Annotated in this window: 26 protein-coding genes and 1 tRNA gene; 20 read left to right on the top strand and 7 right to left on the bottom strand. The window is 63.8% G+C overall.

Features of this window, described 5'->3' with window-relative positions; translation table 11 throughout:
• Nucleotides 1-66 precede the first annotated feature (66 nt).
• Nucleotides 67-1,287, bottom strand: coding sequence for a ubiquinone biosynthesis hydroxylase (locus NHAM_RS00440; protein ID WP_011508696.1), 1,221 nt, complete (start codon nt 1,285-1,287; stop codon nt 67-69).
• Nucleotides 1,288-1,445: 158 nt separating this feature from the next.
• On the opposite strand from NHAM_RS00440, the gene tesB reads away from it, so the two are divergent.
• The 4 genes from tesB to NHAM_RS00420 all read left to right on the top strand — a co-directional run bounded on the left by tesB (nt 1,446) and on the right by NHAM_RS00420 (nt 4,929).
• Nucleotides 1,446-2,306 carry an acyl-CoA thioesterase II gene (gene tesB, locus NHAM_RS00435; RefSeq protein ID WP_011508695.1) on the top strand — a complete coding sequence of 287 codons (861 nt, stop codon included), beginning with the start codon at nt 1,446-1,448 and terminating at the stop codon, nt 2,304-2,306.
• Nucleotides 2,307-2,453: 147 nt separating this feature from the next.
• Nucleotides 2,454-2,792 (top strand): P-II family nitrogen regulator, encoded by a 339-nt coding sequence (locus NHAM_RS00430; protein ID WP_011508694.1) that lies wholly within the window; start codon nt 2,454-2,456, stop codon nt 2,790-2,792.
• A 411-nt stretch (nt 2,793-3,203) separates the two neighbouring features.
• On the top strand, nt 3,204-3,542 hold the full coding sequence (locus NHAM_RS00425; RefSeq protein ID WP_011508693.1) for a P-II family nitrogen regulator: 339 nt from the start codon (nt 3,204-3,206) through the stop codon (nt 3,540-3,542).
• A 37-nt stretch (nt 3,543-3,579) separates the two neighbouring features.
• Nucleotides 3,580-4,929 (top strand): ammonium transporter, encoded by a 1,350-nt coding sequence (locus NHAM_RS00420; RefSeq protein WP_011508692.1) that lies wholly within the window; start codon nt 3,580-3,582, stop codon nt 4,927-4,929.
• 282 nt (nt 4,930-5,211) lie between these two features.
• Here the strand turns inward: NHAM_RS00420 and NHAM_RS00415 are convergent, their stop codons facing one another.
• From NHAM_RS00415 to NHAM_RS00405, 3 genes are read right to left on the bottom strand one after another with little or no spacing between them, the layout of a single operon-like run.
• Nucleotides 5,212-5,409: a Trm112 family protein gene (locus tag NHAM_RS00415; RefSeq protein ID WP_011508691.1), complete on the bottom strand. Its 198-nt coding sequence runs from the start codon at nt 5,407-5,409 to the stop codon at nt 5,212-5,214.
• 41 nt (nt 5,410-5,450) lie between these two features.
• Nucleotides 5,451-6,125, bottom strand: a complete 675-nt coding sequence (locus NHAM_RS00410) for an LON peptidase substrate-binding domain-containing protein (protein ID WP_011508690.1) — start codon at nt 6,123-6,125, stop codon at nt 5,451-5,453.
• A 57-nt stretch (nt 6,126-6,182) separates the two neighbouring features.
• Nucleotides 6,183-7,115 carry a thioredoxin family protein gene (locus NHAM_RS00405; RefSeq protein ID WP_011508689.1) on the bottom strand — a complete coding sequence of 311 codons (933 nt, stop codon included), beginning with the start codon at nt 7,113-7,115 and terminating at the stop codon, nt 6,183-6,185.
• A 96-nt stretch (nt 7,116-7,211) separates the two neighbouring features.
• Here NHAM_RS00405 and NHAM_RS24370 point away from each other — a divergent pair, with 96 nt between their 5' ends.
• The 4 genes from NHAM_RS24370 (at nt 7,212) to NHAM_RS00390 (ending at nt 12,153) form a co-directional block, all read left to right on the top strand.
• Nucleotides 7,212-7,364: a hypothetical protein gene (locus tag NHAM_RS24370; RefSeq protein ID WP_157043484.1), complete on the top strand. Its 153-nt coding sequence runs from the start codon at nt 7,212-7,214 to the stop codon at nt 7,362-7,364.
• Nucleotides 7,355-7,429 (top strand) — tRNA-Gly (locus NHAM_RS00400). Before NHAM_RS24370 ends, NHAM_RS00400 begins: the two co-directional genes overlap by 10 nt.
• Nucleotides 7,430-7,882: 453 nt before the next feature.
• Nucleotides 7,883-9,610, top strand: coding sequence for a PAS domain-containing protein (locus NHAM_RS00395; RefSeq protein ID WP_011508688.1), 1,728 nt, complete (start codon nt 7,883-7,885; stop codon nt 9,608-9,610).
• Between the two features lie 302 nt (nt 9,611-9,912).
• Entirely contained in the window at nt 9,913-12,153 is a 2,241-nt protein-coding gene (locus NHAM_RS00390; RefSeq protein WP_011508687.1) for a DUF2235 domain-containing protein, read from the top strand.
• 61 nt (nt 12,154-12,214) lie between these two features.
• Here the strand turns inward: NHAM_RS00390 and NHAM_RS00385 are convergent, their stop codons facing one another.
• A complete protein-coding gene (locus tag NHAM_RS00385) occupies nt 12,215-12,988 on the bottom strand; it encodes an alpha/beta hydrolase (protein WP_011508686.1) in 774 nt (257 codons plus the stop codon).
• Nucleotides 12,989-13,218: 230 nt separating this feature from the next.
• Here NHAM_RS00385 and infC point away from each other — a divergent pair, with 230 nt between their 5' ends.
• The 5 genes from infC to pheT all read left to right on the top strand — a co-directional run bounded on the left by infC (nt 13,219) and on the right by pheT (nt 18,453).
• On the top strand, nt 13,219-13,758 hold the full coding sequence (gene infC, locus NHAM_RS00380) for a translation initiation factor IF-3 (RefSeq protein ID WP_086008296.1): 540 nt from the start codon (nt 13,219-13,221) through the stop codon (nt 13,756-13,758).
• Between the two features lie 327 nt (nt 13,759-14,085).
• Nucleotides 14,086-14,286 carry a 50S ribosomal protein L35 gene (gene rpmI, locus NHAM_RS00375; RefSeq protein WP_011508684.1) on the top strand — a complete coding sequence of 67 codons (201 nt, stop codon included), beginning with the start codon at nt 14,086-14,088 and terminating at the stop codon, nt 14,284-14,286.
• A 69-nt stretch (nt 14,287-14,355) separates the two neighbouring features.
• Nucleotides 14,356-14,715 carry a 50S ribosomal protein L20 gene (gene rplT, locus NHAM_RS00370; protein ID WP_011508683.1) on the top strand — a complete coding sequence of 120 codons (360 nt, stop codon included), beginning with the start codon at nt 14,356-14,358 and terminating at the stop codon, nt 14,713-14,715.
• Nucleotides 14,716-14,896: 181 nt separating this feature from the next.
• The gene (pheS, locus tag NHAM_RS00365) at nt 14,897-16,003 is read left to right on the top strand and encodes a phenylalanine--tRNA ligase subunit alpha (RefSeq protein ID WP_011508682.1); all 1,107 of its coding nucleotides are present in this window, start codon (nt 14,897-14,899) and stop codon (nt 16,001-16,003) included.
• On the top strand, nt 16,000-18,453 hold the full coding sequence (pheT, locus tag NHAM_RS00360) for a phenylalanine--tRNA ligase subunit beta (protein WP_011508681.1): 2,454 nt from the start codon (nt 16,000-16,002) through the stop codon (nt 18,451-18,453). The genes pheS and pheT overlap by 4 nt, the downstream gene beginning before the upstream one ends.
• Nucleotides 18,454-18,693: 240 nt before the next feature.
• Here pheT and NHAM_RS00355 read toward each other — a convergent pair whose 3' ends face one another.
• A complete protein-coding gene (locus tag NHAM_RS00355; protein WP_011508680.1) occupies nt 18,694-19,365 on the bottom strand; it encodes an ATPase in 672 nt (223 codons plus the stop codon).
• On the bottom strand, nt 19,362-20,798 hold the full coding sequence (locus NHAM_RS00350) for a flavin monoamine oxidase family protein (protein WP_041358537.1): 1,437 nt from the start codon (nt 20,796-20,798) through the stop codon (nt 19,362-19,364). The genes NHAM_RS00355 and NHAM_RS00350 overlap by 4 nt, the downstream gene beginning before the upstream one ends.
• 189 nt (nt 20,799-20,987) lie before the next feature.
• Here NHAM_RS00350 and NHAM_RS00345 point away from each other — a divergent pair, with 189 nt between their 5' ends.
• The 7 genes from NHAM_RS00345 to NHAM_RS00315 all read left to right on the top strand — a co-directional run bounded on the left by NHAM_RS00345 (nt 20,988) and on the right by NHAM_RS00315 (nt 26,275).
• Nucleotides 20,988-21,923, top strand: a complete 936-nt coding sequence (locus NHAM_RS00345; RefSeq protein ID WP_011508678.1) for a YiiX/YebB-like N1pC/P60 family cysteine hydrolase — start codon at nt 20,988-20,990, stop codon at nt 21,921-21,923.
• Nucleotides 21,920-22,414, top strand: coding sequence for a peroxiredoxin family protein (locus NHAM_RS00340; RefSeq protein ID WP_011508677.1), 495 nt, complete (start codon nt 21,920-21,922; stop codon nt 22,412-22,414). Before NHAM_RS00345 ends, NHAM_RS00340 begins: the two co-directional genes overlap by 4 nt.
• A gap of 98 nt (nt 22,415-22,512) precedes the next feature.
• Nucleotides 22,513-23,253 carry a sulfate transporter family protein gene (locus NHAM_RS00335; RefSeq protein ID WP_011508676.1) on the top strand — a complete coding sequence of 247 codons (741 nt, stop codon included), beginning with the start codon at nt 22,513-22,515 and terminating at the stop codon, nt 23,251-23,253.
• A 182-nt stretch (nt 23,254-23,435) separates the two neighbouring features.
• Nucleotides 23,436-24,413, top strand: a complete 978-nt coding sequence (gene sppA, locus NHAM_RS00330) for a signal peptide peptidase SppA (protein WP_011508675.1) — start codon at nt 23,436-23,438, stop codon at nt 24,411-24,413.
• A 168-nt stretch (nt 24,414-24,581) separates the two neighbouring features.
• Nucleotides 24,582-24,887, top strand: a complete 306-nt coding sequence (locus NHAM_RS00325; RefSeq protein ID WP_011508674.1) for an integration host factor subunit beta — start codon at nt 24,582-24,584, stop codon at nt 24,885-24,887.
• An 85-nt stretch (nt 24,888-24,972) separates the two neighbouring features.
• Nucleotides 24,973-25,320 (top strand): lipopolysaccharide assembly protein LapA domain-containing protein, encoded by a 348-nt coding sequence (locus tag NHAM_RS00320; protein WP_011508673.1) that lies wholly within the window; start codon nt 24,973-24,975, stop codon nt 25,318-25,320.
• A 277-nt stretch (nt 25,321-25,597) separates the two neighbouring features.
• Nucleotides 25,598-26,275, top strand: coding sequence for a phosphoribosylanthranilate isomerase (locus NHAM_RS00315; protein WP_011508672.1), 678 nt, complete (start codon nt 25,598-25,600; stop codon nt 26,273-26,275).
• Nucleotides 26,276-26,372 lie beyond the last annotated feature (97 nt).

Genomic DNA, 26,372 nt, shown 5'->3' with positions numbered 1-26,372 from the left:
CATGGCGGTCATGCATTTCGCAAACCGCCTCCGGATCGCGTTTGCCGGGACACAATTTTGCGAAGCCTACAGCGCCTCGCCCTTCAACAGCCGCGGTACCTCGCCGGTCAGTCCCGCCGCCTGCCGGATGAACGCATTCTTCAGCGGCGGCATCCGGTCGACCAGACCGAGCCCGATATCGCGCACGCCGCGCAGCAGCGTCGATTCGTTCGAGAACAGCACATTGAGCGTGTTGGTGGCGAAGCCCATCGCCACGGTGTCGAAGCGCCGCCAGCGCTGATAGCGCTCCAGCACATCGGCTTGCCCCGGATCGATGCCGAGCCTGACGGCATCGACCACGGTTTCCGCGAGCGCCGCGACATCCTTCAGTCCGAGGTTGAGGCCCTGGCCCGCGATCGGGTGAATCACATGCGCGGCGTCGCCGACCAGCGCCAGTCGCTCCGCTATGAACGAGCGTGCGACGAAATAATGAAGCGGAAAAGCGCGCGGCTTGTCGAGCGCTTTGATCTCGCCGAGGTGTAGGCCGAAGCGCTGTTCCAGCGCGGCATGAAAGTCCTCTTCCGCGAGCGCGACGATGCGCGCGGCGTCCGCCCGCTTCTCGGTCCACACCAGCGACGAGCGGCGGCCGGTCAGCGGCAGGATCGCGAACGGTCCGGCGGGGAGAAAATGTTCTTCGGCGCGGCCCTGATGATCGCGCTCGTGGCCGACGGTGACGACGATGCCGGACTGATCGTACTCCCAGCCGTGGGTGGCGATTCCGGCGCGCTCGCGCAGCCTTGAGCGCGCGCCGTCGGCCGCCACCAGCAGGCTGGCGTCGATCGTCGCGCCGTCGGCGAGCGAGACCATGACGCCGCCGGATCGCAGGTCGGATCCCGTCACCGCCGTGGCGCGCAAATCGACGCCTTCGGCGCTCGCGCGTGACACCAGCGCCTCGATCAGGTGACCGTTCTCGATCATATGCGCGAACGGCTCGCCGGGCTCGACGTCGCCGGCAAATGTCAAAAATACCGGGCGGGTGGCGTCCTCGAGCCTGGAATCCGTGATCACCATGTCGAGGATCGGCTGCGCGGTCCCGGCCACCTCGTCCCAGACCCCGAGCGCCTCGAACAGGCGGCGGCATGCCGCTACGATTGCGGTGGCGCGCGGATCGCGGCTCGACCGGTTCGCCAGCGCGGGATCGGCGACCACGATCGGAACCCCGGCGCCCAACCCCTGGCGCAGCGCCAGCGCCAGCGCCAGGCCCGCGAACCCGCCGCCGCAGATGACAATGCTCCGTTGTGTCGTCATGGTGCGCCTTACTTTCCTGCGCCGGCAGTATAGCCGGGCGAAACAGGTTCACCAAATGGGGCCTGGAACCTCATTCGTCACGCTTCGGGCCTGCGCGTAAAGAACGCGCATCCCGAAATTAATATTGAGACGAATGGGTCCTGATTGAAGGCATCCTGATGTCAAAAAGCCTGATCGACCTGATCTCGATCCTCGATCTGGAACCGATCGAGGAAAACCTGTTCCGCGGCAACAGCCCGAAGACGAGCTGGCAGCGGGTGTTCGGCGGGCAGGTGATCGGGCAGGCGATGGTGGCGGCCTGCCGCACCGTCGAAGGCCGCCTGCCGCACTCGCTGCATTGCTACTTCATCCTGCCGGGCGATCCCGCCATCCCGATCATCTACGAGGTGGAACGGTTGCGCGACGGCAAGAGCTATTCGACACGGCGCGTCACCGCGATCCAGCACGGCCACGCCATTTTCTCGACCATGGTGTCGTTCCATGCGCCGGAGCAAGGCGCCTTCGATCATCAGGACCGGATGCCGGACGTGCCGCCGCCGGAGAAGCTCACGCCGGAGGAATTCGCCAAGCAGCCGATGTTCAAGGAGATGCCGGACTTCATCCGCCGCTACTATGAATCGGACCGGCCGATCGAACTGCGTCCGGTCGAACTCAACCGCTACTTCGGTGAGAGGATCGACGACGGCCGTACCCATGTCTGGATTCGCACCGCGGCGAAACTGCCCGACGATCCGGCGCTGCACATGTGCGCGCTGGCCTATGCGTCGGATTTTTCGTTGCTCGATGCGGTGATGGCGCGCTACGGCCGCACCCTGTTCGACAAGCGCATGATGGCGGCTTCGCTCGATCACGCCATGTGGTTTCACCGCCCCTTCCGCGCCGACGAATGGCTGCTCTACGCGCAGGATTCGCCGAGCGCCCGGGACGGCCGCGCCCTCGCCCGCGGCCTGATCTTTCGGCGGGACGGCACGCTGGTCGCCTCCGTGGTGCAGGAAGGTGCGGTGCGCGAGCGGCGCTAGAGTCTGCCCCAACTGTGTTGAATCCGACTGATTTTTTCTGCAAGTTTCCTGTGCCATCGGCGCGGAAAGATGCCAGATTTGGCCGGGAACGGATCCGGTCAATACCGGGTTGCCGGGGGAATGAAGAGGGGATGAAGAGGTCGGACCATGAAACTCGTCGTCGCCATTATCAAACCCTTCAAGCTTGACGAGGTCCGCCAGGCGCTGACCGCAGTCGGCGCGCACGGCATGACCGTGACCGAGGTCAAGGGTTATGGACGTCAGAAAGGCCATACCGAGATCTATCGCGGTGCCGAATACGTCGTGAACTTCCTGCCCAAGTTGCGGATCGAGGTCGCGGTGGCGTCGGAGCTTGCGGACAAGACCGTCGAGGTCATCACCGCGGCTGCCCGTACCGGCCAGATCGGTGACGGCAAGATTTTCGTGATGCCGATCGATCACGCCCTGCGCATCCGCACCGGCGAGACCGACAACGACGCGCTGTGACGGTTTCGTCATTGCTGATGAAGCCGGCATCATGCCGGAAATCTGACCTGCTGCCGCATTGGGCATGACCGGCCGGTTTTTTAGGCGTCACTTGACCGGGCGATCGACCCGGCTCCTCGCATAGTGCGAAAAGTCTTTAGTTTCAAGGTAGTTACCAGAGCCGAGCCGGTTTGGCACGGCATTTGATTGCATGAGTCCGGCTGTGCTCGCGCCGCGACAATTCTCGGCGCGGCGAGTCCCGGCCGAGACCGCCCGGCATGATGCAGCCGGGTAGTTCCGCTGCTGATGGAATCAGAAGCGGGTCTCTATGATTTTGATCTGACGCGTTTTCTTCACGCGAACCGGTATCCATCCCCGGGTCAAGCCCGAGGACATGTTCGCTCGAAAACGCTCTGAGCGGGAGCCGGACACATGAAAATCGTTATGGCGATCATCAAGCCCTTCAAGCTCGAAGAGGTCCGCGATGCCCTGACCGCGATCGGCGTGCACGGTATGACGGTGACGGAAGTCAAGGGATACGGCCGCCAGAAAGGCCATACGGAAATCTATCGCGGCGCCGAATACGCCGTGAGTTTCCTGCCCAAGGTCAAGATCGAGGTCGCGGTCAATTCCGGCCAGGTCGATACGGTCATCGAAGCCATCGCCTCGGCCGCGCGGACCGGCAGGATCGGCGACGGCAAGATCTTCGTCATCAACCTCGAGCACGCGGTTCGCATCCGCACCGGCGATCTCGATGCCGATGCGATCTGACTTCGCGCTCATCCAGCTTCAATCAGGAGTAAAGCACATGAGGTTCGAACGCCCGGCCCGCGCGGGATTGGCCATCGCAGCGATACTAGGCGCGGCCGGCCTTGCGGGATTCGCCGACACAGCACTGGCCCAGACCGCGGTAGCGGTCGCCCCCGCCGCGACATCGCCGCCGAAAATCGATTCGGGCGACACCGCATGGATGCTGACCGCCACCGCGCTCGTCTTGATGATGACGATCCCTGGCCTGGCGCTGTTTTACGGCGGCATGGTGCGCAAGAAGAACGTGCTTGCCACGGTGATGCAGAGCTTCGCCATCGCCTGCCTTGTTAGCGTGCTCTGGATGGTGATCGGCTATAGCTGGGCGTTCACCGAAGGCACGAATTTTCTCGGCGGCGCCTCGCGGATGCTGCTGATGGGCATGGGCACCGACTCCATCGCCGCCGCCGCGCCGACGATCCCGGAATCGGTGTTCATGTGCTTCCAGATGACGTTCGCGATCATCACGCCGGCGCTGATCTGCGGCGCGATCGCCGATCGCATGAAGTTCTCGGCGATGATGTGGTTCATGGGCCTGTGGTCGCTGCTGGTCTATGCGCCGATCGCGCACTGGGTATGGGGCGGCGGATTCCTCGGTGGTCTCGGCGTGCTCGACTTCGCCGGCGGCACCGTGGTTCACATCAACGCCGGCGTCGCGGGGCTGGTCTGCGCGCTGGTGCTCGGCAAGCGCAAGGGCTACGGCAGCGAGAACATGGCGCCGCACAACCTGGTGCTGACTGTGATCGGCGCGTCGCTATTATGGGTCGGCTGGTTCGGTTTCAACGCCGGTTCGGCGGTGACGGCGGGCGGACAGGCCGGCATGGCGATGGCGGTGACCCAGATCGCGACCGCTGCCGCGGCGCTGGCCTGGATGGCCGTCGAGTGGGGCTTGCGCGGCCAGCCGAGCGTGCTCGGCATCTGCTCCGGCGCGGTCGCCGGTCTCGTCGCCATCACCCCGGCTTCGGGCTTCGTCGATCCAACCGGCGCGCTGGTGATCGGCGCCGCCGCCGGCGTCGGCTGCTACTGGGGCGCCACCGGCCTCAAGCACATGATGGGCTATGACGACAGCCTCGACGCCTTCGGCGTCCACGGCGTCGGCGGCATCATCGGCGCGCTGCTCACCGGCGTGTTCGCCCGCACGGCGATCAACAAGGCAGGGACGGGCCTGATCGACGGCAACGCCCATCAGGTGGTCATTCAGATCTACGGCATCCTCGCAACCGTCGTCTACGACGCCATCGTCACGCTGATCATCCTGCTGGCCATCAAGGCGGTGATCGGCCTGCGCGTCAGCGGCGAGAACGAACGCGAAGGTCTCGACATCACCCAGCACGGCGAGGTCGTGCAATGACGCGAGAACCCGGCCCGCGGCGCTTCGCAGGGCGCGCGCTGCCACCGGCGACGTCAGGACGATGACTGGCGACCTATCCGTCCGCCGCCGCTTCCGTTGAAGCACGAGCCCGGCGCGGCACTCGCTCCGTTGGCCTGGAGCCTTTTCGCTTCTGATGGAATCAGAAGCGGGCTCTATGATTTTGATTTGACGCGTTTTCTTCACGCGAACCGGTATCCGTCCTCGGGTCAAGCCCGAGGACATGCTTCGCATGAAAACGCTCCAGCCGAACCGCCGTCGCCCTCACTCGATTTTCCTGGCCTCTTCCGGCAGCATGATCGGAATGCCCTCGCGGATCGGGTAGGCGAGTTTGGCGGAGCGCGAAATCAGTTCCTGCCGCGCGCCGTCGAATTCCAGCGGCCCCTTGGTCACCGGGCAGACCAGAATCTCCAGAAGCTTTCGATCGACGGTATCTTCGGGGCGATCGGAGGGGGTTGTCATGCGCGGTCTCTTCGAAAGATTGTGGTCGGGATGCTCGCAGCCTACTGCAACCCGGGGTCGCCGCTGGTGCGCTTTTTTGCGAGGTCCATTTCGGTGACGGCGATCAGAATCTCCGCGCGCGTTTTCAGATCGGGCGCTTCCAGCATCGCCTGTTTTTCCGGCGGGCCGTAGGGCGACATCATCGCCAGCGCGTTGACCAGCGCCTCGTTCGGCGCGGTCTCGATGCCCTCCCAATCCACCTTCAGCTCATTGACCTTGAGAAAATCGGTCAGCACCGCGAGCAGCCGCTCGCGGTCGACGGCGTCTTCGCCCTTGCGCGCGGTCAGATCATCGGCATACGCGAAGAAATCCACCTTGCACTGACGATAGGGCGTCAACACCGTCAGCTCTTCCGCGACCCGGAAACGCGAGACGCCGGTGAGTTCGAGAATGTAACGGCCGTCGCCGGATTCGGCGAACTGGGTGATGCGTCCGACACAGCCGACACCGAACAGCTTCGGCCGGTCCTCGCTTGCGGAATTGGTGATATCGGGCTGGATCATGCCGATCAGGCGATGGCCGTCGCGGAACGCGTCGTCGACCATTGCCAGATAACGCATTTCGAAGATATTGAGCGGCATCTGCCCGCGCGGCAGCAGCAGCGCGCCGGGCAGCGGAAATACCGGTATCACTTCGGGAAGGTCACCGGGACCGCGATAGTCGGCATTGATGGGCATGGGCGGATCCGGTGTTTTCGAGAAATCCTTGCGGATGCGAATGTTACAATCAAACCACTAGGAAAACAGGATCGTCGACAGGCGTTTGCGGCCCTCGACGGTGGCTTCGTCGGCGGCGCCCCATGCTTCGAAGAATTGCACGAGCTGCTTGCGGGCGGCGTCGTCGTTCCATTTGCGGTCGCGCTTGACGATTTCGAGCAGGTGACCGGTGGCATCGTTACGGTTGCCGCTGGCGTTCAGCGCGGTCGCGAGGTCGAATCGCGCCTGATGATCGAGCGGGTTTTCTGCCACTTTCCGTTCGAGGTCGGCGACGGGGCCAAGCGAACTCGCCTGTTCGGCGAGGTCGATCATGGCCTGCACGGTTGCCACGGCGGCGTCGCCGCGCTTCGATTCCGGCACCAGCGCCAGTGTCTGCTTGGCTTTGTCGAGCGCGCCGGTGGTTGCATAGCAACGCGCAAGTCCCGCGATCGCTGGAAGATTGGCGGCGTCGAAACCGACAACCTCGGCATAGATCGAGGCCGCAGTGGCCGGATCGCCTGCGACGAGCGCGGCTTCGGCCTCTTGCAGGATTTCCTCGATATTCGGCGCGCCGGGCGCCGCCATGCCCTGCGTCAGCTTGTCGATGAAGGCATTGACCTGACTCTCGGGCGCCGCGCCCGTAAAGTAGTCGACCGGTCTCCCGCCGGTAAAGGCAAAAACCGCCGGTATCGACTGATTGCCGATCTGTGCCGCAAGCTGCTGGAAAATGGCGGGATGCTGGTCGATGTTCATCTTGACCAGCTTGACCTTGCCGCCGCCGGCGAGCACGGCCTTTTCCAGGATCGGGGTGAGCTGGCGGCACGGTCCGCACCACGGCGCCCAGAAATCGACCAGCACCGGCTGGCGCATCGATTCCTCGACAACGTCATTCATGAAGGTCTGGGCCGTCGTCTCTCTGATCAGATTCGACGCCTGCGGTGGCGGCCCGCTGCCTTGCTCGACTATGCTCACATGATCCTCGCCTGATGTCCCCGGAATCGGCCGCTGCTACTGCGGCCCGAACCCTTAATTGGTCCCTGCGTGGAAATTTTGCAATCGGCGGAACGGGTGACCCGGCCATCGGGCACCGGTATCCCGGCGCTGGCCGCACGTCAGGGAACGATCGGCGATATCTGGCTGTTGCATTCGCAAGCTGCATTTGGCATAGGTCTGCGCTCTGGCGACCGGCAATCGGCCACCAGCCATCGGATGCGGGTGTAGCTCAGGGGTAGAGCACGACCTTGCCAAGGTCGGGGTCGAGGGTTCGAATCCCTTCGCCCGCTCCAAGGTTCCAGCGCGTATTCCGCAAAATTGGATACCGATTTTGCGATCGGAATATACGCAAGTTATTGATATAATGTATTTTTCACGCGAGTCGGTTTCCGCTTGGCCGGAACGCGCTCGGGTGTCCGCGTTGCGGGGGACTGGCGTGATCTTCCGTCACTCTCGCGCTTGATGCCGTGCCTGAAGAGACCGGGCGCGAGAAAGTCGAGGGCGGCTTTTAGAGCGTTTTCGAGCGAAGCGGGTACCGGTTCGCGTGAAGAAAATGCGTCAAATCAAAATCATAGAGCCCCGGAGCCCCGCACTTTTGATTTTATCAGAAGCGGTCAGGCTCTAGCAAATCTACGAGGCTTATTAACCTCGCTTTAACCGAACCCGTTCATGGTCAGTAAACCAAGCTTTCGCCCGCGAGTCGGAAGCTTTGATGTTCTTTGGACCTGGTTCTTGGGAGGGGAAGAATGTTTTTCTTCAAAAAATGGTCAATCGCAAAAGAAAATGCCGCGAAAACCGCAGCGATCAGTAAGTCTCAGGCCGTAATCGAGTTCAGACTCGACGGTACGGTCATCACCGCCAACGAGAACTTTCTCAACATCCTCGGTTACGGGCTGGCGGACGTTCAAGGCAAGCACCACAGCATGTTCGTGGAGGCCGACGAACGATCCAGCGCCGCATACCGCGACTTCTGGGCCAGGCTGAATCAGGGCGAGTCGCAATCGGCTGAGTATAAGCGCATCGACAGGGACGGCGAGGAGGTCTGGGTTCAGGCTTCCTATCTTCCAGTGCTGGATGCGAGGGGGAAACCGACAAAAGTCATCGAGATCGCGTCCGACATCACCGCGAAAAAGATCGAGGCCCTGGACCATGCGGGTCAGGTTTCCGCCATCGAACGCACACAGGCGGTGGTCGAATTCAATCTGGACGGCACGATTATTACCGCAAACAAAAACTTCCTCAACGCGTTGGGCTACGCCCTTGGCGAAGTGCAGGGGAAGCATGACCGCATGTTCGTGGAGCCGTCGGAGCGAGCAGGTGCTGCCTATCGCGAATTCTGGGCCAAACTGAATCAGGGTCAGGCTCAGTCGGCTGAATGCAAGCGCATTGGTAAAGCCGGAAACGAAGTCTGGATTCAGGCGACCTATAACCCGATCGCAGACGAGAACGGCAAGCCCTTCAAGGTCGTCACGTTCGCGACTGACGTAACCAGCCAGAAATTGAAGATGGCCAATCTGGAAAGCCAGATCACAGCGATCGGAAAGTCGCAGGCGGTCGTCGAATTCGGCATGGACGGAAAGGTTATTACCGCCAACGATAATTCCCTGAAAACGTTCGGTTACTCCCTCGCCAAGGAGGTCCAGGGCAAGCACCACAGCATGTTCGTGGAGGCGGGCGAGCGAGCCAGCACCGCATACCGCGACTTCTGGGCCAGGCTCAATCGGGGCGAGTCTCAATCGGCCGAGTACAAGCGTATCGGCAAGGATGGCAAAGAGATCTGGGTTCAGGCTTCCTATAATCCGGTCCTGGACTCGAAGGGAAAACCGACGAAAGTTATCCAGCTCGCGACCGATATCACCGCCAGGAAGATCGAGGCTCTCGACAATGCGGGTCAGCTTGCCGCCATCGATCGCGCGCAGGCGGTGGCCGCATTCAACCTGGACGGCACGATTATTGCCGCCAACGATAAGTACCTCAAGGCGATGGGCTACACCCTCGGCGAAGTACGGGGCAAGCATGATGGCATGTTCGTAGAGCCATCAGAGCGGGCAGGTGCTGCTTATCGCGACTTCTGGGCACGCTTGAATCGCGGCGAGTCTCAATCGGCCGAACACAAACGTATCGGCAAGGACGGCAAGGAAGTCTGGATCCAGGCCTCCTACACTCCGATACTCGACCTCAACGGCAAGCCGATCAAGGTTGTCGAATACGCCACGGTGATCGAGTCGGTCGCGGACGGTAGCGAAGAGGGAAGCCTCTCCATCCAGGAGGCACCCGTGTCGGTGGCCAATCAGGCTGCCGATGACATAACCTCAGAGTCCGTCGGGCCGAGCTTGAGCATGAGGCGGCTGGAGGCGAGCCGCAAGAACGCGAGCGCTGGTCCGTCTCTATTCTCCAATCTCCTGGCGAATCTTCGGGACGGATTGAGCAACGCGATGGTTTCCTCGGCGAGAGCTGTGACCAACTTTTTGTGACGGCCGTCAGGCGGTGGCGGGAATGGAGGTCGGCCCGGCTTGGCGATGACCTCGATCCCGTCGCTGAATGTCAACACCGAGAACGAGTTTGGCGACTGGTCGTGTCTGTCGAGCAGCCGCCAACTTTTTCCCGCGATCGGGTGCGCTGGAGCATTTCCCGGTGAAGTGGACACCGGTTCACCGTAAGGAAATGCTACCACTCAACAGTCCAGAGCGCCCGTTCTGATTCCATCAGAACGGGCGCGTTCGTTTTGAATAAAAGGCGAATCAACGTCACGCGACATCGTTTCCGGAGGAAAGGCATGGGCCGGAAAATCGTTCTGCTGTCCGACGGCACCGGAAACTCCGCTGCAAAAGTCTGGCGCACCAATGTCTGGCGCACGTTCGAGGCGATCGATCTTTCGGGGGCGGATCAGGTGGCGTTCTACGACGACGGGGTCGGCACCTCGTCGTTCAAGCCGCTCGCCATTCTCGGCGGCGCTTTCGGCTTCGGGCTGAAACGCAACGTCATCGACATCTACAAGTTCGCCTGCCGCAACTGGCGCGACGACAGCGATGAGTTATTCGGCTTCGGCTTCAGCCGCGGCGGCTTCACCATCCGCGTGGTGATGGGACTGATCCTCAATCAGGGGCTTGTCGCCGCCGACAGCGAGGCCGAATTGTCGCGCAAGGCCAAGGCCGCCTATCGCCAGTATCGGCGCGAGCGCTTCCATACGGTCTGGCACATCGAGGACATCTTCCGCGGCATCCGCGACCTGTTTCTGCGGAAAGGCTACGACAAGCGCGACAATCGCCGGGTGGACCATATCCGCTTCATCGGCGTGTGGGACACCGTCGCCGCCTACGGCCTGCCGCTCGACGAGATGACGCGCGGCGTCAGCAAATGGATCTGGCCGCTGGAGCTGCCCAACCACACGCTCGACTGCACGCGCGTCAGGCGCGCCTGTCAGGCGCTGTCGCTCGACGAGCCGCGCACCACCTTCCATCCCGAATTGTGGGACGAGCGCGGCGCGCCGCCGCTCGCCCCGCGCGACGACGGCAACCGCCATCTCGCGGACGAGCAGATCAGCCAGGTCTGGTTCGCCGGCGTGCATTCCAACGTCGGTGGTGGCTATCCGGACGATGCGCTGGCCTTCATCCCGCTGGTCTGGATGCTGAGGCAGGCGGGGGCCTGCGGTCTGCGCCTCAAGTCGGATCGGGCGACGCCGCCGGCCGATCCCGATCCGCTCAAGAACGCCATCTCGATGTGCGACAAGGACGGGCGGCTGTACGATCCGCGCAAGGGGCTCGGCAGCTACTATCGCTACGGCCCGCGCAAGCTGGCCGAGCTATGCGACTTTCGTTTCTCCAGGAACGACGAAGTCGTCGTCGCGCGACCGAAGGTGCATGTCAGCGCGTTCAAGCGCATCGCCAGCCGCTCGCAAGACTATGCGCCGGTCGGGCTGCCGAAGATTTATGATGTCGTGACCGACGACGGACTGGTGCTGACACCGGATCAATACGGCTTCGAAAGCAGCGCCAGGGCACTCGCGCGCACCGAAACGCAGGAGCATGTCTGGAACGAGATCTGGAAACGGCGGCTGGTCTACTTCGCCACCGTCGGCTCCACCGCATGGCTGTTGCTCTATCCGCTGGCGCGCTCGCTGCCGGCGGCGGATGAATACACCAGCCCGATCCGCTGGGTGTCGGACATCATCCGCATTGTCGGCGGGTTTCTTCCGGGCTTCGCGCAAACCTGGATCAACGCCTATGCGCGCAGTCCGGGCCAGTTCCTTGTCCTGCTCGCGCTCGCGGGTGGTTTGACGTTCTGGGGGACGCGGCTCGCAACCCGCATCTCGGATTCGATGAATGCGATCTGGCAGCGAACGCCGACGGCGCCGACAGGCTTGCCGACCAACTGGATCTACCGGCTGCGCGCGAGCGGGCCCTATATCTGGTTTCACCGGCAGTTGAAGCGCCGCTGGGCGCCGACGTTCTTTGCAGGCTTGTTCGTCTATCTCGGCATCACCCTCGGTAGCCATCTCATCTACAACGTGCAGGACGTCGCCGGCTGGACTTGCAACGAAAGCCCGAAGGTGCGGGGGCTCGCGCGCGGCGAGCAGGCGACGTTCGATTTCAGCACGTCGCACTTCTGCGCCGGCACCGGCATCGCGGTGGACGGGTTCGGCGCGCGCTATCTGGTCCAGGTCGAGACCACGACGCCATGGCAGGACGGAGATATCCCGTCGCCGCTGGGCGGGTTCTACACCACCGATGCGCCGCGCTGGTCGCAACGCGTGTGGCTGATGCTCGGCGTTCCCCTGCGCCGCGAACTGACGCGGCCCTGGTTCCGCCTGGTGCTGCGCTATGGCACGACCGGCGGCGAGGAGGTCTTCCTCGATCCCGATCCCGAGGACGGCAAGGTCGAGACGATGATCCGGCCGACACGCAGCGGCGAACTTTTCATCTTCGTCAACGATGCGGTGCTGGGCATTCCCGGACTCTATGATGTGTTTTATCGCAACAACGAAGGCTCCGCCAAACTGGTGGTGACGCGCAAGTGAAACAGCCGGGTCCGGATGGCGCGCGCTGAGGCGGCGCCCGGGATGACAACGGAACGTTTTTTTAAAACTCCGCCACCGCCGCCAGGATGCGAGCGATGTCCTGCGGGCGCGACAGCCGGTGATCGCCGTCCCGGATCATGGTCAGCACCACGTCGTCGCTCGGCAACCGCTCGGTCAGCGCGAAGGCGTGGCGCCATGGCACATCCAGGTCCTGCGCGCCCTGCAGGATGCGCACCGGACAGCCGGTCGTTATGCTGCCGCCGAGCAGCAGATGGCGGCGGCCGTCCTCAATCAGGTTGCGGGTGATCGGGTAGGGGTCGCCGTAGTCGGACGGCCGCAGCCAGACGCCCTCGGTCTCGATGGCGGATCTCGCTTCCGGCGAAAAGCCCTTCCACATCAACTCCTCGGTGAAGTCGGGCGCCGGCGCGATCAGAACGAGACCCGCGAGCGGCGCGCGCGGGGCCTCGCGTCTGGCCAGCGCACGCGCCAGCAACAGCGCGATCCAGCCGCCCATCGACGAGCCGATCACGACCTGCGGGCCCTCGCAAAAGGCATCGAACACCGCGAGGCTTTCCTCGAGCCAGCGGCCGATCGTGCCGTCGGTGAATGCGCCTGCGCTTTCGCCGTGGCCGGAGTAATCGAACCGCACGCAGGCCCGGCCGCGTTCGGCCGCCCACGCATCGAGCGCGAGCGCCTTGGTGCCCGCCATGTCCGACCTGAAGCCGCCGAGCCAGAACAGGCCGGGGGAGTTGCCGTCCCGCGCGCGCACGGCGATCCGGCGCATCGCATTCCCGCCGCCGACCTCGATGAATTGCGCTGCCGTCCCGTTCGTCATGCCGCCCGTCCCGTTTTGCGTTGTATCTCGCAGCCCGCCGCTACCCGTCAACGAATGTTGGTGCGAGCATGGAACAAGAGGCGGGCTCCGGGGTTTGATCCGGCGTTGATCGGCGTGACCAAATTACCTCGCATTTGATAGTTTTGCCCGCGCGGTGAATTCCGCCGCTTGCCCACAGGCGCTTATTCCTTCAAAATAGGCGCTTCTTTCACAACATTGGAGATCTACCCATTCGCCGTCCCAATAGAGCGCCAATGCCCGTCGCGAAAGACGGGCCGCGCACCAACGATGAAATCCGCAATGCCCAGGTTCAACTGATCGACCAGGAAGGCACCAACCAAGGGACCGTGGAAACGATCTCTGCGATCAAGATGGCCATGGATGCCGGCATGGATCTGGTCGAGATTGCGCCGAACAGCAGCCCTCCCGTCTGCAAGATCATGGACTACGGGAAATACAAGTTTCAGGCCCAGAAGAAAGCCGCCGAAGCCCGCAAGCGCCAGAAGATCGTCGAGATCAAGGAGATCAAGCTCCGTCCGATGATCGACGATCACGATTATAACGTGAAGATGAAGGCGATGCAGCGGTTCTTCGAGGAGGGCGACAAGGTCAAGATCACCCTGCGCTATCGCGGCCGCGAGATGGCTCACCAGGACATCGGCACCAAGCTGCTCGACAAGGTGAAGACCGACGTTGCCGCCTACGCCAAGGTCGAGCAGGACGCCAGGTTCGAAGGCCGTCAGGTCGTCATGGTGCTGGCTCCGCGCTGAGCAGAAGCCTTCGTCGATTTGTGTTCGAGCCGAAATCGACCCGTCAGATATCTGACGGGCCGATTTCGTTTTGGACTTCGAAAAAGCCGCCACCCGCCCATTTCCAACGGAATCGCTATTTCGTTATCTCGCTAAAACGTTGCCAATTCGGCCGTCCTCTGCCATAAGCCGATCTTCGCCGCCCGGCTGATTTAGGGCTGCCGTGGCGACGACCGTGCCGACGACTTTCATCTCAGAAAATAGTCGAGCATCTTCAACGCTCTAGCGAGCATTTCGCCGCAAAAGCGCCCCTCGGGGCGCATTTTTTCGTGGCAACAGGAGAGCCAAATGCCCAAGCTGAAGACCAAATCGGGCGCTAAAAAGCGCTTCAAGGTGACCGGGACCGGCAAGGTGGTGTCCGCCCACGCCGGCAAGCGACATGGCATGATCAAGCGGACCAAGAAGCAGATTCGTCAGCTTCGCGGAACTCGCATCCTGTTCAAGACCGACGGCGACAACATCAAGAAGTATTTCTTGCCCAACGCCTGACGGTCGACCTGTTGCAACCACGCCGTGCCAGCGGCGTCAAATTTCCCAGTCATTTGAAGGAGATCGGTCATGGCTCGCGTCAAGCGCGGTGTGACGGCTCATGCCAAGCACAAAAAAGTCTACAAGATCACCAAGGGCTTTTCCGGCCGCCGGAAGAACACCATTCGCGCCGCCAAGGCGGCCGCCGACAAGGCCGGCCAGTACGCCTTCCGCGATCGCAAGCGCAAGAAGCGCACCTTCCGTGCGTTGTGGATCCAGCGTCTCAACGCCGCGGTGCGGCCGTTCGGCATGACTTACAGCGTGTTCATCAACGGGCTGTCGAAGTCGGGCATCACCGTCGACCGCAAGGTGCTGTCGGACCTCGCCATCAACGAGCCCGCCGCGTTCCAGGCGATCGCCGAGAAGGCCAAGGCCGCGCTCGCGGCCTGATCGTTCATTACCCTCCCCCGGGGGAGGGTCGGCGCCGCATAACGACGCATTGGCTTCAACAATGTCGTCATCGCCGGGCCAAGTGCGCAATTGCGCACAAGGACCTGGCGATCCATCGCTCTTCACAAGATGGATGCCCGGATCAGGTCCGGGCATGACGCTGTGCAGGTGGTGGTCGCCCATGTCTGATCTCGAACAGCTTCAATCCCAAATCCTCGCCGACATCGCGAGCGCCTCCGACGAGGCCGCGCTGGAAGCGGTGCGCGTCGCGACGCTCGGCAAGAAGGGCTCGATCTCGGCGCTGCTCTCAACTCTCGGCAAGATGTCGCCCGACGAGCGCAAGTCTGAGGGCGCGAAGATCAATCTGGCCAAGGATACGGTGACGCAGGCGCTGGCCGCGCGCCGCGAGGTGCTGAAGGCTCTTGCGCTCGATGCCCGCCTCGCCTCGGAAACCATCGACGTCACGCTGCCCTTGCGCGAATCGCCTGCGGAAGCCGGCCGCATCCATCCGCTGAGCCAGGTGTGGGACGAGGTCACCACGATCTTCGCCGACATGGGATTCGCGGTCGCCGAAGGTCCGGACATCGAGACCGACGACTACAATTTCACGCGGCTGAATTTCCCGGAAGGCCATCCGGCGCGGGAGATGCACGACACCTTCTACTTCAACCCGAAGGAGGCAGCCGGCTCGGAGGCCGGAGAAAAGCCTTCGCGCCTCCTGTTGAGGACGCACACCTCCCCGGTGCAGGTACGCACCATGCTGAGTCAAAAGCCGCCGATCCGCGTCATCTGTCCCGGCCGCACCTATCGCAGCGACAGCGACCAGACCCATACGCCGATGTTCCATCAGGTCGAGGGGCTGGTGATCGACAAGTCGTCGCATCTCGGCCACCTCAAATGGATCCTGCACGAGTTCTGCAAGGCGTTCTTCGAGGTCGACAACGTCAACATGCGCTTCCGTCCGTCGTTCTTTCCGTTCACAGAGCCCTCGCTGGAAGTCGACATCCAGTGCCGCCGCGACAAGAACGAGATCCGCTTCGGCGAAGGCGAGGACTGGCTGGAGATCCTCGGCTGCGGCATGGTGCATCCGAACGTGCTGAAGCTGTGCGGTCTCGATCCCGAGGTCTATCAGGGCTTTGCCTGGGGCATGGGCATCGACCGCATCGCCATGCTGAAATACGGTATCGCCGATTTGCGGCAGTTGTTCGAAGGCGACGTGCGCTGGCTCAATCACTACGGCTTCAGGCCGCTCGAGGTCCCGACACTGGCGGGGGGGCTGTCGTCGTGAAATTCACCCTCTCCTGGCTGAAAGAGCATCTCGACACCGACGAGCCGCTCGACAAACTCGCCGACAAGCTCACGATGATCGGGCTTGAGGTCGAGCACATCGACGACAAGGCGAAGGCGCTGGCGCCGTTCACCATCGCGCGCGTGATCTCCGCCGCGCAGCATCCCAACGCGGATCGTCTCAGGGTGTGCATGGTCGATACCGGCGAGACCGACGACAAGGGCGGGCCCGCGCCGATCCAGGTGGTGTGCGGAGCGCCGAACGCGCGCGAGGGTCTCGTCAGCGTGTTCGCGCCGCCCGGCACTCACATTCCCGGCAAAGACATCACGCTCGGCGTCGGCACCATCCGCGGAGTCGAAAGCCGCGGCATGTTGTGTTCCGCCGCCGAGCTTGAAATCTCCGACAATCACGACGGCATCCTGGAATTGCCCGATGATGCGCCGGTCGGCGCCGGCTATGCCGAATGGGCCGGGCTCGGCGATCCCGTGATCGAGATCAACCTGACGCCGAACCGGCAGGACTGCACCGGCGTGCACGGCATCGCGCGCGATTTGTCCGCCGCCGACATGGGCCGCTTCAAGGATCCGACCATCAAGCCGGTCAAGGGTGAATTCCCCTGCCCGGTGAAGGTTACGGTGGAAGACGCCGCGCTGTGTCCCGGCTTCGCGCTGCGACTCGTGCGCGGGGTGACAAACGGTCCGTCGCCGGAATGGCTGCAAAAGCGCCTGACCTCGATCGGCCTGCGCCCGATCAATGCGCTGGTCGACATCACCAACTTCATGACCTACGACCGCGCCCGCCCGCTGCACGTGTTCGACGCGAACAAGGTGCAGGGGAATCTCACGGTGCGCCGCGCCCGCGATGGCGAGACGCTGCTGGCGCTCGACGGCCGCACCTACACGCTCGACCCGAGCATTTGCGTCATCGCCGACGACAAGGGCGTCGAATCGCTCGCCGGCATCATGGGCGGCGAGCAATCCGGTTGCGACGAGACCACTACTGACGTGCTGATCGAATCGGCGCTGTGGAGCGAGATCAACATCGCGCAGACCGGCCGCAAGCTCGGCATCAATTCCGACGCGCGCTACCGCTTCGAGCGCGGCGTCGATCCCGCCTTCATGGTGCCCGGGCTTGAGATGGCAACCAGGCTCGTGATGGAATTGTGCGGCGGCACGCCGTCGGACACTGTCGTGGCCGGACAGGCGCTGCCCGACGACCGGGTGATCGATTTTCCGCTGACGGAGACCAGGCGGCTCGCGGCGATCGACGTGCCGCTGGTCGAGATGCGCCGCATCCTCAGTCATCTCGGTTTCATGGTGGCCGGCAACGGCCCCGTGGTGAAGGTCGCGATTCCCACCTGGCGCACGGATGTTACGGGTAAGGCCGACATCGTCGAGGAGATCGTGCGTATCGTCGGCGTCGACAAGGTGCCGATGACGCCGTTCGATCGCGGCGACGCGCCACGCAAGCCTGTCCTGACCCCGATCCAGTCGCGCACCCGACGCGGGCGGCGCGCGCTGGCGGTACGCGGCATGGTCGAAGCCGTGACGTGGTCGTTCATCGCAAAGCCGCAGGCCGAACTGTTCGGCGGCGGAGCTAAGGAACTGGCGCTCGCCAACCCGATTGCGTCCGACCTCTCCGACATGCGGCCGAGCCTGCTGCCGGGTCTTGTCGCCATCGCGCAGGCCAATGCCGACCGCGGCTTCCCGGACGTGGCGCTGTTCGAGGTCGGACAGATCTTCCGCGGCGACGGTCCGCAGGATCAGTTCATGGCTGCCGCGGGGATTCGCCGCGGCGTTGCCTCGTCGGCAGGCATCGGGCGGCACTGGTCGGGCTCGGCCACGGCGGATGGGCTTGACGCCAATACCTTCGATGTAAAGGCCGATGCGCTCGCCGTGCTGGCAGCCGCCGGCGCGCCGGTGCAAGCGTTGCAGATCGCAGCCGGCAGCGAATCGAAGAACTTTCCGGCATGGCTGCATCCCGGACGCTCGGCTGCGATCCAGATCGGACCGCAGAATGTGCTCGGCTATTTCGGCGAACTGCATCCCCGCGTGCTCGAAGCCCTGAGGGCCGACGGTTCGCTGCTCGCATTCGAGGTGATCCTCGACCGTATTCCGGAAGGCAAACAGAAGCCGACGCGCGCCAAACCGGTGCTGGAGCTGCCGGCGTTCCAGCCGGTATCGCGCGACTTCGCCTTCATCGTCGATCGCTGTGTGAAAGCGGCCGATATCGTGCGCGCGGCGCAAGGCGTGGACAGGAAACTGGTCTCCGGTGTCACCGTGTTCGATATCTACGAAGGCAAGGGCATCGAGGCGAACAAGAAGTCGGTCGCCATCGCGGTGACGTTGCAGCCGCGCGACAAGACCCTCACCGATCAGGAGATCGAGGCGGTGGCGGCGAAGGTCGTTGCCGAGGTCGCGAAGCGAACCGGCGGGAGCTTACGCGGCTAGTCTAGCTGTCTTCTATGACGGAAGCACTTTGAAACGTCATTGCCGGGCATAGCCGTTCGAAGAACGGCGTCGCTTCCGCTTGCCTATGCCCGGCAATCCATCGTCAAAAAGCTGGATGCGCGGATCAAGTCCGCGCACGACGGATCATTGATTTCGCCAAAAGTAGAAAGACTCCAGCCTTATTCCTTGATTGAGCATGCTCTGATCCGGAAATCGGTTTCCACGTTTCGGGATCATGCTCTATTCCGCCAGCAAGAGATCGCAATACGCAAATCCGTCGCGCTCGACGACCTCGCCGGACGCGACCTCGATCGGTTGCGAAAACACGGGTGCGGCTGTGACGCAGGTGTGGAACTCGCCGTTTTCGCCGCACGGATCGATCCCGGCCGGAAGGTCGGCCAGCAACGTCCGATCGAAGCTGCGGCCGGCAAATGAAAGGTCGAGCTTGGCCCGGTCGACCGAGACGAGACGCGTCTCCAGTCCGCTTGCGATCATCTCGCACGCCAGCGCCGCGGTCGGCCGGCCCCACAGCGGAAAAACCGGCGCGATGCCGGTGCCGGCGAGCTTCTGCTCGCGATAGGCGCGCACATCAGTCAGAAACAGATCGCCGAAGATGATATGCGTGATGTTGTCGCGCATCGCGTCCGCCATCGCGGCCCCCATCCGGGCTTCATATACTTCGTTGGAGCAGGGATAGGGTATCGGCACGCGCCACGCGGGCAGTCCTGCGGCCGCGAGTTGAGCGCACAAGACCTCCTCGCGCACGCCGTGGATGGAGACGCGGCCGAAGGTCTCGTTCACCGTGGTCAGCGCGCCGACGACATCGAACGCGCCCGCGCGGCGAACCTCATGCAGCGCAAAGGCGCTGTCCTTGCCTGACGACCATGAAATCAGCGCCCTCGGTCGCATCATCTGGGCAGCGGAAAGCCGTAGGCGTCCTGCGAACGCCGCGACGGCGCCCGTCTGTGGTGTCGCGACGGCTTGCGCGTTGACGCTGAGGGCTGTGCCGGCTCCTTGGTCGCTCCGACCTTCCGCAGCGCCGCGTCGGCCGCTCGCTCGCCGCTCTCCCATGCGCCGCCGACTGTGCCCCACAGCGTCTCGTGCGCGGCCTCGCCGGCAAGGAATAGACTGCCCAGCGGCTCCATCAGAACTTTCCGCGACGGCTGCCCGCCGGGTTCCGCCGCCGACATCGCGCCGAGCACATGGGGCGCGGCGTTCCAGCGGGTCGCGGCGGACCGCTTCACCGCAGCCGCCGCATCGCTGCCGAACAGTTTCGCCAGCCATTCCGTGGCGAACGCGACCATCGCGCCCTCGCCCTGCGCCGAGAGATCGCGGCCGAAGCTGCCCGCGACATCGATCGTGCACAGCGACGATCCACTGGCGTTCGCCGCGAGCAGCGCGGTCTTTCCGTCGCTGCTCTGCTCGATCATGGTCTCGTTGCGCCCGAGCCCGAGCGGATTATCGGGCAGCCACAGCGCGACGCGGTCGTAGCTGCCGAGCGACAGCCTTGCTGCGGCATCGAGCTGGCGCTTCGGCAACTCGGGCGTGAAGCGGATGTTGCCGGAGGTCAGCACGTTGGTCGAGACGGTGACGATGACGGCGCGCGCACTGATGCGTCCCGCGGGCGTCTCGACTCCGATGTCGCGGCCGGCCCACGACACCCGGCTGGCGGGCGTCAACAAGCTCGTGGGCAGGCTTTGGCCGAGCGCCGCGAGCAACGCGCCGAGGCCCTGTTTGCAGCCGATCGCGGCGTTGCGCTCGGCCGCGCGCGCCCGGTCCATCGCCGAGAGGTCTTTCAGGTCCTTTCCGGTGGCGCCGGCGCCGAGCACGAAGTCGATCGTCCCGGTCCAGACATCGAGATCGCCGGGCAGGACCGAGGCGCAGGCGACGTCGGTCCTGCCGTGCGCGGCCTCTCCGATGGCGCGCTTGGCGCGCACCAGCGCTGCAAGGAATTGCTCGGTTTCGCCGGCGCGCGCGTTACGCCGTCCGATGCGGATTTTCTGGCCGGGCGGTGCCGCAAACACGCCGGTCCCCGCGCTTCGCGCCAGCCCGGCCATCGGGTTGGTGTCGGGGTCGTAGAGCCAGCGCGCGCCGCGATCGAACGGCGTACCGAACGTCTTCATATCGGTGTGACAGCGTCCGCCGATCCGGTCCGCCGCTTCGATCATGATCACTTTGCGGTTCGCGGCCTGAATCCGCCGCGCCGCCGCGATACCCGCAGCCCCCGCGCCGATCACGACCACGTCAGCCTCGCGCGGCAGCGGCGCGGTGCGTGCGCGGCCGATCCCTATTCCTGTCGCAAAGGCGGCGGACGCCGACAGGAAATCGCGGCGCGTCATTCTCATGGCATGGTTTCCGAAGCATTGAAAATGCAGGAACGACTCACGAACTTGCCGCATCGATGCGCCTGCGGCAACCCTCATGGTGAATCGATCGTAATTTCGCAATTGTCAGCATGAACCAAATTGCAATGGCTTTTGACCATGATAAGGAGGGGAAAAACCGGTCAGGACGAACGGCGGAGAGAGACTGCCATGGGCCTCGTGCTCGATACGGTCGGAAAATGGATTGCGGCGTACCTCCAGAAGGAGGTGCGGGGGTATGAGCCGTTCACGCCGAGCGATCCGGAGCATCTGCGCGATACCATTCGGGAGGGCGATGTTCTCCTGATCGAAGGCAACAGCCGCATCTCCGGCATCATCAAGTATCTCACGCAATCGACATGGTCGCACTCCGCGCTCTATGTCGGCCCGGTCGACGGCGCCGTCGAGCCCGACGGCGAGCCGCATGTGCTGATCGAGGCCGATATCGGCGAGGGCGTCACCTCCGCGCCGCTGTCGAAATATTTCCCGTATCACACCCGGCTGTGCCGCCCGGTCGGCCTGTCCCACGAGGACCGCGTCACGGTGTGCCGCTATGCCATCAACCGGATCGGCTTCGGCTACGACACCAAGAACATCGTCGATCTGATGCGTTACCTGATTCCGCTGCCTGTGCCGCAGCGCTGGCGGCGGCGCATGATCGCGTTCGGCTCGGGCGATCCGACCAAGATCATCTGCTCGGCGCTGATCGCGCAGGCGTTCGAGGCAGTGCGCTATCCGATCCTGCCGAAGATCACCCGCGCCGGCAGCCGCAAAGCGCGGCGCGAGATTCTGCACATCCGTGATTCCTCGCTCTACATGCCGCGCGATTTCGACATCTCGCCCTATTTCGAGATCGTCAAGCCTACGATCGAGCGGGGTTTCGACTACCTCTCGCTTCATTGGGCCGACAGGCAGAAGCCGCTCGCGGAGGGAGCGGGCGTTTTCGGCCCGTTTCAAGCCGAGGGCTTATCGCCGCCGTCGGTTCCTGCGTCGCATGATGCGGCGCCGGCTCCGGTCGAAGAGGTGAGCGCGATCGAGCGCGCCGCCGTCGCGGAGCATCAGTTGCGCGTCGAACGGGCGCCGCAGCCCGTGCGAGGCAATCCATGACCGGCGCCGACGTCCCCGCTCCCGAACTTGCCGTGTCGCAATGGTTCAACACCGGCGAACCGCTGACGCTGGCCGCGCTGCGCGGCCGCCCGGTGCTGCTCCATGCCTTCCAGATGCTGTGTCCCGGCTGCGTCGCGCATGGCACGCCGCAGACGCAGCGCGCCTTTGAGCTGTTCAAGGCGACCGACCTCCAGGTGATCGGCCTGCACACGGTGTTCGAACATCACGCCGCGATGACGCCGGTTTCGCTTCAAGCCTTCATTCACGAATATGGGCTGACGTTTCCGATCGGTGTCGACGCCGCCGGCGAAGGCACCCCGCTGCCGGTCACCATGAGCCGCTATCGGATGCAGGGCACGCCGACCAGCATCCTGATCGGCCGCGACGGCCGCATCGTTCATCACGGCTTCGGCCAGCAGAGCGACATGGCGCTCGGCGCCATGATCGCGGCCGAACTTGCGGGCGCGCAGACCTATGCCGCCAAGGCGTGACCGCTGAGTCCGGCTGCGGCATCCGCGCCGATCCGCGCCCTTGCCGGCGCGAGCCGCGGCGTTTATCTGAGCGCAGGGTTCACCGGAAACTGACCATCATGATCGGCGCCGCTGTCAAGGCCCTCGCGCAGATTCTGTCGCCGCCGATGCGAGCCATCCTGTGGCGCGTCATCGGGCTCGCGCTGGTGCTGATCGCCGTGTCCGCGGTCGGGCTGCAGCGGCTTTTGAGCTGGCTTGCCGGCTCCGGCGAGCTTTGGGCCGAGACCGTGCTCGGGCCGACCTTCCACACGCCGCTCAACATCCTGGCCTGGATCGTTTCGATCGCCGCGGGCTTCGGCATCGTGTTCGGCGCGGTGTTTCTGATGCCGACGATCAGCTCGCTGGTCGCGGGCGTGTTTGTCGACGACGTCGGCGAGATCGTCGAGCGCGAGCATTATCCGGCTGAGCATTCAGGCGCGCCGCTGCCGTTCGGCCTCGCCATGACCGAGGGCGTCAAGACCGCGCTGCTGACGCTGCTCGTCTACCTGATCGCGCTGCCGTTCGTGTTCGTGGCCGGCGCCGGCTTCATCGCCTTCTTCATCGCCACCGCGTGGCTGCTCGGCCGGGAATATTTCGAACTTGCGGCGATGCGGTTTCGCTCGCCGGCGGAGGCCAAGGCGATGCGCCGCGACAACGCCTCTACGGTGTTCCTGGGTGGCCTCATCATCGCGGCCTTCGTGGCGATTCCGATCGTCAACCTGGCAACGCCGCTGTTCGGCATGGCTTTCATGGTCCACATGCACAAGCGGTTGTCGGGACCGCGGCCCGAGCTGATCGCGCCGGATCGGCGCAGCCGGTAGCGTTTCCGGCCTTTGCGGCGACGGCCCGGGATCGGCCTTGCTTTCTTCATATTGCGCCGCAATTGGTATAGCCTGGTCAGCTCAAATCCTGGTTGGTTCAAGTCCGGGTTGGTTCAAGTCAACGCCATCCATGCGCACGTCACGGTGCGAGCCCTGGTCGCAGTCCTTGAGGAGAATTTTCGATGTCGATTGAGTCCGATGTGATCGTCGATCGCCGCAGGTTGCGCCGCAAGCTCACCTTTTGGCGCGTGGCGTCGGTATTGATCGCGATCGCCGCGGTTGTCGCGGTCGGGGCCTATGCCACGCCGTGGGGCCGCGCGCTGACCGGCGCGAGCGCGATTCAGCGCGTCAATATCGAGGGTCTGATCCGCAACGATCAGAATCGCGTCGAGGCGCTGGAGCGGTTGGGTAAGTCGAACGCGCCCGCGGTCATCGTGCACATCAATTCGCCGGGTGGCACCACCGCCGGGTCCGAACAACTCTACGATGCCCTGATGCGCCTGAAGGCGAAGAAGCCGATGGTCGTGGTGGTGGATGGGCTCTGCGCGTCGGGCGGATATATCGCCGCGCTCGCCTCCGATCACATCATCGCACAGCAGACGGCGCTGGTGGGCTCGATCGGCGTGCTGTTTCAGTATCCGAATTTCACCGATCTTCTGAAAACGGTCGGGGTCAAGGTCGAAGAAGTGAAATCGTCGCCGCTGAAGGCGGCCCCGAACGGCTTTGAGCCGACCAGCCCGGAGGCGCGGGCCGCCCTCGATGCCCTGGTGAAGGATTCCTACGCCTGGTTCCGCGGTCTGGTACAGACGCGGCGCGGCATGGACAACGGGCAACTCGAAAAGGTCGCCGACGGCCGTGTTTTCACCGGACGGCAGGCGGTCGACCTCAAGTTGATCGATCAACTCGGCGACGAGAAGGCCGCGATCGCGTGGCTTGTGGCCGAGAAGAAGATCACGCCCGACCTTCCGGTGCGCGATTTCAAGCTGTCGCCGCGCTTCGGCGACATGACGTTTCTGCGCACCGCCGCCTCAGTGACCTTCGATGCGCTGGGATTGAGCAGCATCGCGCGGCAGGTCGAGCAGACCGGCATCGTGCGAGCGGCAGATCGACTGGGCCTCGACGGAATGCTGGCGTTATGGCAGCCTGCGCCGTCGAATTGAGGCTCGAATCGCGCGCGTGCGGGCATTTTTCGCGCTGCGAAAAACCTTCGCTGCTGCGGCGCGGGCCGTCGCGGCGGCTTCGCTAACTGTCCGAATCGCATTTAGCGGCTTGACAGTCCTGACCATTTTCACGGAAATGGGCTCTCCCACGCACGGGTCCCAGTCTTGATGATCAAATCCGAACTCGTTCAGCGCATCGCCGAGCACAACCCGCACCTCTATCAGAGGGATGTGGAGAACATCGTGAACGCGATTCTCGACGAGATTGTTACCGCGCTGGCGCGGGGTGATCGCGTCGAGCTGCGTGGTTTCGGTGCGTTCTCGGTCAAACATCGTCCCGCGCGCGCGGGTCGCAATCCGCGCACGGGAGAACACGTCCCGGTCGATCAGAAGAGTGTACCGTTTTTCAAGACCGGCAAGGAAATGCGCGAGCGGCTCAATCGCGAGAATGCGACGAGCGAAGCGAGCGCATAGGAACATTCACCAGAGTGGCCCCATGAATCGGCAAGCGAATCTGCCGGCATGAGTGTTGCTTGATACTGCCGTCGCGAGAGAGATCATGCGCAAATTCCTGACCGGCTTGGTCCTGATTCCGCTTGGTGTCCTTTTCATCGTGTTTGCGTTCGCGAACCGTCATCTGGTGACAGTGACGTTCGATCCCTTCGATGCGAGCGACCCGCTGGCCGGCGTCACGCTGCCGCTGTTCGTCCTCATCATTGCGGTTGCGATTTTCGGCGTGGTGGCCGGGAGCGTCGCGACCTGGTTCGGGCAGCGCCGCTGGCGTCACACGGCGCGCCAGTACGAGACCGATGCGCGGGAGGCACGCGTGGAACTGGCCGATTTGCGATCACGCTGGGAGTCGCGCGATACGCAGCGGCTGCCGGACCTGACGCGCCGGGCCGGATAGCGACCCTGGAGCGGGATGAGGAAAAGTGTGTAGCGGTTTTCCGCCGCATCCCGCTTCTCAAAATACTGGGATCGATCACGTTCATGATTTTGGATCGATTCGATCCAGAATCATCGTGATCGAGTATCCAGCCGCAAGGGAAGAGATCGTCCGAGAGGTCCCCACGCGTGGGCGAGACAAGCCGCGCGCGACGTTGTAGAACCCGCCCATCGCGCCTGATGCCCGAAACCGGCCGGTTTCCGCCGGTTGTCAGGCTTGCGCCGGATCGTTCGAGACCATGTCCCTGATCGTCAAGATATGCGGCCTGTCCACCCCTGCGACGCTCGACGTGACGCTGCAGGGCGGCGCCGATATGGTGGGCTTCGTATTCTTTCCGCCGTCGCCGCGGCATCTCGATCTTTCGCGCGCGCGCGAACTCGGTGCGCAGGTGCGCGGCCGTGCTGGCAAGGTCGCGCTGACCGTCGATGCCGACGACGCGACGCTGGGCGGCATCATTGAGGCCTTGCGGCCGGATCTGCTGCAATTGCACGGCAAGGAAACCGTGGCCCGCATCCGCGAGATCAAGCGGACCTTCGGGCTGCCGATTATGAAAGCGATCGGTATTGAGACCGCCGGCGATCTTGCGGCGCTGCCCGGCTATGCCGCCGTCGCCGACCGCGTTTTGTTCGATGCGCATCCGCCGAAGGACGCCACCCGCCCCGGCGGACTCGGCGTGCCCTTCGACTGGCGCCTTCTGGAAAATCTGGCTCCCGGAATTCCGTTCATGCTGTCGGGTGGGCTCACTGCAGGCAACGTCGACGCCGCGGTCCGGACCACCCGCGCCGGCGGCGTCGATGTCTCCTCGGGCGTGGAAAGCGCGCCGGGGGTCAAGGATGCCGGAATGATCGGGGATTTCATCCGCGCCGCGCGCGCGGCGGAAATCAACCTGCGCGAAGCGACCTCGCATGTGGGGTAGTCTCGCAGAACGACAGCAGTCGTCATGTCCGGCCATAGCAGTTGCAAACGACGTAGAATTGTCTGCGTACTGGGCACCGTCTGTCGGGATTCACAAC

This window comes from Nitrobacter hamburgensis X14, assembly GCF_000013885.1.
GTDB classification, from domain to species: domain Bacteria; phylum Pseudomonadota; class Alphaproteobacteria; order Rhizobiales; family Xanthobacteraceae; genus Nitrobacter; species Nitrobacter hamburgensis.
Note: the sequence above shows the minus strand (reverse complement) of the source record. Positions and strands in the feature narration are given on the sequence as shown.

Coding starts and splice junctions, on each gene's coding strand:
- NHAM_RS00440 (WP_011508696.1), bottom strand. CDS start 1,287: ATGACGACACAACGGAGCATTGTCATCTGCGGCGGCGGGTTCGCGGGC.
- tesB (WP_011508695.1), top strand. CDS start 1,446: ATGTCAAAAAGCCTGATCGACCTGATCTCGATCCTCGATCTGGAACCG.
- NHAM_RS00430 (WP_011508694.1), top strand. CDS start 2,454: ATGAAACTCGTCGTCGCCATTATCAAACCCTTCAAGCTTGACGAGGTC.
- NHAM_RS00425 (WP_011508693.1), top strand. CDS start 3,204: ATGAAAATCGTTATGGCGATCATCAAGCCCTTCAAGCTCGAAGAGGTC.
- NHAM_RS00420 (WP_011508692.1), top strand. CDS start 3,580: ATGAGGTTCGAACGCCCGGCCCGCGCGGGATTGGCCATCGCAGCGATA.
- NHAM_RS00415 (WP_011508691.1), bottom strand. CDS start 5,409: ATGACAACCCCCTCCGATCGCCCCGAAGATACCGTCGATCGAAAGCTT.
- NHAM_RS00410 (WP_011508690.1), bottom strand. CDS start 6,125: ATGCCCATCAATGCCGACTATCGCGGTCCCGGTGACCTTCCCGAAGTG.
- NHAM_RS00395 (WP_011508688.1), top strand. CDS start 7,883: ATGTTTTTCTTCAAAAAATGGTCAATCGCAAAAGAAAATGCCGCGAAA.
- NHAM_RS00390 (WP_011508687.1), top strand. CDS start 9,913: ATGGGCCGGAAAATCGTTCTGCTGTCCGACGGCACCGGAAACTCCGCT.
- NHAM_RS00385 (WP_011508686.1), bottom strand. CDS start 12,988: ATGACGAACGGGACGGCAGCGCAATTCATCGAGGTCGGCGGCGGGAAT.
- rpmI (WP_011508684.1), top strand. CDS start 14,086: ATGCCCAAGCTGAAGACCAAATCGGGCGCTAAAAAGCGCTTCAAGGTG.
- rplT (WP_011508683.1), top strand. CDS start 14,356: ATGGCTCGCGTCAAGCGCGGTGTGACGGCTCATGCCAAGCACAAAAAA.
- pheS (WP_011508682.1), top strand. CDS start 14,897: ATGTCTGATCTCGAACAGCTTCAATCCCAAATCCTCGCCGACATCGCG.
- NHAM_RS00355 (WP_011508680.1), bottom strand. CDS start 19,365: ATGATGCGACCGAGGGCGCTGATTTCATGGTCGTCAGGCAAGGACAGC.
- NHAM_RS00350 (WP_041358537.1), bottom strand. CDS start 20,798: ATGAGAATGACGCGCCGCGATTTCCTGTCGGCGTCCGCCGCCTTTGCG.
- NHAM_RS00345 (WP_011508678.1), top strand. CDS start 20,988: ATGGGCCTCGTGCTCGATACGGTCGGAAAATGGATTGCGGCGTACCTC.
- NHAM_RS00340 (WP_011508677.1), top strand. CDS start 21,920: ATGACCGGCGCCGACGTCCCCGCTCCCGAACTTGCCGTGTCGCAATGG.
- NHAM_RS00335 (WP_011508676.1), top strand. CDS start 22,513: ATGATCGGCGCCGCTGTCAAGGCCCTCGCGCAGATTCTGTCGCCGCCG.
- sppA (WP_011508675.1), top strand. CDS start 23,436: ATGTCGATTGAGTCCGATGTGATCGTCGATCGCCGCAGGTTGCGCCGC.
- NHAM_RS00325 (WP_011508674.1), top strand. CDS start 24,582: ATGATCAAATCCGAACTCGTTCAGCGCATCGCCGAGCACAACCCGCAC.
- NHAM_RS00320 (WP_011508673.1), top strand. CDS start 24,973: ATGCGCAAATTCCTGACCGGCTTGGTCCTGATTCCGCTTGGTGTCCTT.
- NHAM_RS00315 (WP_011508672.1), top strand. CDS start 25,598: ATGTCCCTGATCGTCAAGATATGCGGCCTGTCCACCCCTGCGACGCTC.